General features: G+C 50.9%; 3 protein-coding genes and 1 pseudogene. 3 read left to right on the top strand and 1 reads right to left on the bottom strand.

The genetic code is table 11. The annotated features are described in order from the left end of the window. Positions 1-179: 179 nt before the first annotated feature. Positions 180-752: a hypothetical protein gene (locus tag BMY09_RS21965; protein ID WP_091362284.1), complete on the bottom strand. Its 573-nt coding sequence runs from the start codon at positions 750-752 to the stop codon at positions 180-182. A gap of 395 nt (positions 753-1,147) precedes the next feature. On the opposite strand from BMY09_RS21965, the gene eno reads away from it, so the two are divergent. The 3 genes and pseudogenes from eno to BMY09_RS21950 form a co-directional block, all read left to right on the top strand. After that, positions 1,148-2,443, top strand: a complete 1,296-nt coding sequence (gene eno / locus BMY09_RS21960; protein WP_091362283.1) for a phosphopyruvate hydratase — start codon at positions 1,148-1,150, stop codon at positions 2,441-2,443. Positions 2,444-2,604: 161 nt separating this feature from the next. Further along, positions 2,605-3,570, top strand: a complete 966-nt coding sequence (locus BMY09_RS21955) for a carbohydrate kinase family protein (RefSeq protein WP_091362282.1) — start codon at positions 2,605-2,607, stop codon at positions 3,568-3,570. A 331-nt stretch (positions 3,571-3,901) separates the two neighbouring features. Further along, positions 3,902-4,247 (top strand): annotated as a pseudogene (locus BMY09_RS21950) (carbohydrate porin); the annotation flags it as partial.

Raw genomic sequence — 4,247 nt, 5'->3', positions numbered from 1 at the left:
TTTGCCGGTTCCTACTCGAGCGCATCAAATGTCGTGGACGATGAAACCACTGCAGCCCGGGTTCGGTTCAACTATACCTTCTAACCCGTTCAAGCAGCGTGAGTCCGGTTGTTGTCCCCCTTCACGGCTACCGGACCCACGCACCAAACAGTTCCACAGCACAGCGATAGCTACCGCTGTTAATGTACTTTAACCACTGACCAGCCTTTCACTTCGCACTCACCGCAATGACCCAGCTCGACGGTTTTGGTAAACACCACGTTGGCATAGTTAAAACTGTCAGATTCGGCCATTCGTTTTACCACAGGAACCTGATATCTAAGCGGATACACGCTGTCCGATTTTATATAACGGCCACAATCACCGTCCGTGCGAAATACGCAATACTGATAGCTATACCCGGCGGGTCTGATAAGCGGCACCGTTTCAGATGACAGGCAACGACGATCGCTGTCGCCGATACTACCGGTGACTGAAAACTTACTGCACACATGGGTAGTCCCTGCATACAGCATCAGATCGCCGTTGTTATCACGGTAATAACTCATTTCAGTCACTTTAGCCCAGACCACCTTTGAGCCTGAACCATTAGCAGCATGCACATAAAACGGCACCGCCGGTACCACCGGATAATGAAAACGATCCTGGTACAGCTCACTTATTGTGCTTTCCGGCCCTATCCCAGCAGCGGCCTGCAACGGAATAATGGCCAACAAAGGCAAGATTAGCAGACGTGCAATGAACTTATTCATAACCTGACTCCCGGCATTCAAACGATGGAGGATAGTCCGCCTGTACCTCCGGATAATCGGCCCCTCATCACCCCCCCTGACCCCGACAATCCCTGAAAACAGCATTGGTACTGACAGACCACTACAAACGCTGATGTTTGCAAAGAGTAACCAATGACCTGATGAGAAACCTCTGATAAAGGATATGCCCTAAACATGAGATCAGACTGAAAATCCGCAGAAACCACTCTGTTTTTTTAGAATCGTTCGCTATTTAGCATGAGCCAAAGCATATATACAGCCTTAATTACGTTTTATTACTTATAAAAATACAAATATAGATTCATATAAAACAAAATATACGTTATATTTACAAAATTATTGTCCACAAGAATAACCGACAGGAGACCATCAGCATGACCAGTATCATCGAGAAGATAGTTGCACGGGAGATCCTGGACTCCCGGGGTAACCCAACCGTTGAAGCCGAGGTGATACTGGCCTCAGGTGTAACCAGCGTCGCTTGTGCGCCCTCAGGGGCAAGTACCGGATCAAGAGAAGCACTTGAACTGAGAGATGGCGATAAAAGCCGTTACAACGGCAAAGGGGTTTTAACCGCTGTTGATAATATCAACGCAAAGATCGCCGTTCTGCTCAAAGGCTTTGACGCCCAGAATCAACGCACACTGGACCAGGCGCTGATCGAGATGGACAACAGCGAAAACAAGTCTAACCTCGGTGCCAACGCGATGCTGGCGGTTTCTCTGGCCGCGGCAAAAGCCGCCGCAGCGGATCAGAACCGCCCTCTTTATGCCCACATCGCCTCTCTTTATGGACAGCCTGGCGTATTCAGCATGCCTCTGCCGATGATGAACATCATCAATGGCGGCGAACATGCCGACAACACGGTTGATATTCAGGAGTTTATGATTCAGCCGGTCTCTGCCCCCACTTTTCGTGAAGGCTTACGCATGGGTGCTGAGGTATTCCACTCTCTCAAGAAAGTACTTCAGGCGCGGGGACTGAGTACTGCCGTGGGTGATGAGGGTGGTTTTGCACCGGATCTGAAAAACAACGAGGAAGCGCTGATCGTGATTCGTGAAGCGGTTGAACAGGCAGGCTACACACTGGGAACAGACTTCACTCTGGCGCTGGACTGTGCCGCATCTGAGTTTTATCGTGATGGCGAGTATCAGCTCAGCGGCGAAGGTAAGTCATTCAGTTCAGAGGGTTTCAGCGATTACCTGGCAGAACTGACTCAACACTATCCGATTGTATCAATTGAGGATGGTCTGGATGAATCCGACTGGGAAGGCTGGGCTTACCTGACAGAGAAACTAGGTAGTGAAGTTCAACTGGTAGGTGATGATCTTTTTGTCACCAATACGCAAATACTTCAGCGCGGTATCAATCAGAAGATCGGCAACTCAATCCTGATCAAGTTTAATCAGATCGGCACCCTGAGTGAAACCCTGGATGCGATCAGAATGGCACAGGATGCAGGCTATCGCGCGATAATTTCCCATCGCTCCGGCGAAACGGAAGATACCACCATTGCAGACCTGGCCGTTGGCACCTGTGCCGGACAGATTAAAACCGGTTCTCTCTGCCGTTCAGACCGGGTGGCCAAATACAACCGTCTGTTGCGTATCGAAGAAGCGCTTCAGGGTGCGGCTCCCTATCGCGGTCGTGGCGAGATTTTCGCACAATAACCGGGATTCATGATTCAGCGATACCTGGTTACAATTGTTAACGGGCGTTAACCTCTCAGACATCGACGGTTAACGCCCCTCCTTTTAAATAGAGCCATTATACTCAGGGGAATGGAGCCGTTTTTTGCCCCCTTCCCTAATAACCGTTCAGGAACACAACCATGCTAAAGGTCATCTCTTTTGGCGAAGCTCTGGTCGACATGCTCTCCAGCCGGGTCAGTGAAAACCGATCTAACGAGATTGAGCAGTTTGCGAAATACCCCGGAGGCGCCCCCGCCAATGTCGCGGCGGCCGTAGGGAAACTAGGCGGCAACAGTTACATGGCCGGTAAAATTGGCACCGATATGTTTGGTGTCTTTATGCGTCAGTCATTACATGAAGCTGGCGTGAATACCGACTACCTGTTGAATACCGACGCAGCCAACACCGCACTGGCGTTTGTTTCACTGGACGCAGAGGGCGAGCGCAGCTTCACTTTTTACCGCAACCCCTCTGCCGATATGCTGTTTACAGCGGATGAATTTGAGGATCACTGGTTTACAGATGCGGGCATCTTTCACTTCTGCTCCAATACTCTGACGGCAAGCGGCATCAGAGAAGCGACGCTGACCGGGATAGATAAAGCCAAAGCAGCAGGCTTTCTCATCAGTTTTGATGTCAACCTGCGCAACAACTTATGGCCCGCGGGCAGCGACCCGGCAGTCCCTATCTGGCAGGCCCTGGCACTGGCCGATCTCGTTAAACTGAGTCAGGAAGAGATGAACTTTCTTGCCGCCAGCACCTCGCAGGATGAGGTGCTGCAACGACTTCTGGACAGCGGCGTGTCGCTGGTGCTGCTGACCGATGGCGGCAACCCTTTGCGTTACTTCAGTGCACAGAACGCCGGAACAGTCACGCCACCCAGTGTCTCTATGGTGGACAGCACCGCCGCAGGTGATGCGTTCATTGGTGGATTTATCTATCAGCTTGCCGCATTGGACTGTCAGCCTGGTGACCTGAATTCACTGCTGAACACGCCGGACAGACTAGAGCAAGCACTGCGATTCGCCTCCCATTGCGGTGCCTACGCGGTATCCCATAAGGGAGCCTTCACCTCACTGCCCGGTATAGACGACCTGCAACTATAAACGGCGGTACTCTGATAGCAGATCAGAGGCAAGCAGATCAACGCGTCCCAAAAGGCCCTGATTGCAATCATTCGATCAGGGCCTTTTTTTGTCTGCAAGCCCACCCTCTGATAACAGTTATCGCTTGCCGACAGGCAATCTCATACCGGGACGATCTGAAATTTCCATCAAGCATTTCAATTATTAACAGGGCTCTGAATGAATAAAATCAGAGGTTAACCCTATACCTTTTCAATAGCAGTCAGCGTATCGCAGGAGATCAGACTCATCCTGATGAGCTCGGCCTGCGACACGCTGATCTGAAAATAATAAAACGAAAAGGTGAATCACGTTGAAAACGTCCATTTTATTAACGTCCGCTGCGATTGGCTGCCTATTAGCCGGTACAGCTCAGGCACAGCTCGCATTTGATGCAAATCTTGAACTCGATACCGATGCGGTTGATACCGCAACCTCCTCCACAACCTATGACCAGAACGGTTTTGTCGAACTGAATGTCGCCTCAAAACGTGAAAACGGCGAGTACTTCGTTGCGGCCAAAGGCGGCGTGCGGCTGACCACCGATGGCGATAAAAATGTGGCGGTGCGTGATGCCTATATTCAGCTGGGCAACAACAGCTGGGATGCGCAGATCGGCCGCTTCGAGGCGATCAATCTATTCCCTCTGGGTAAAGACA

This window comes from Amphritea atlantica, from assembly GCF_900111095.1.
Lineage (GTDB): Bacteria > Pseudomonadota > Gammaproteobacteria > Pseudomonadales > Balneatricaceae > Amphritea > Amphritea atlantica.
Note: the sequence above shows the minus strand (reverse complement) of the source record. Positions and strands in the feature narration are given on the sequence as shown.

What these genes read in the sequence shown, in the direction of transcription:
- BMY09_RS21965 (WP_091362284.1), bottom strand. Translation starts at nt 752, where the DNA reads ATGAATAAGTTCATTGCACGTCTGCTAATCTTGCCTTTGTTGGCCATT.
- eno (WP_091362283.1), top strand. Translation starts at nt 1,148, where the DNA reads ATGACCAGTATCATCGAGAAGATAGTTGCACGGGAGATCCTGGACTCC.
- BMY09_RS21955 (WP_091362282.1), top strand. Translation starts at nt 2,605, where the DNA reads ATGCTAAAGGTCATCTCTTTTGGCGAAGCTCTGGTCGACATGCTCTCC.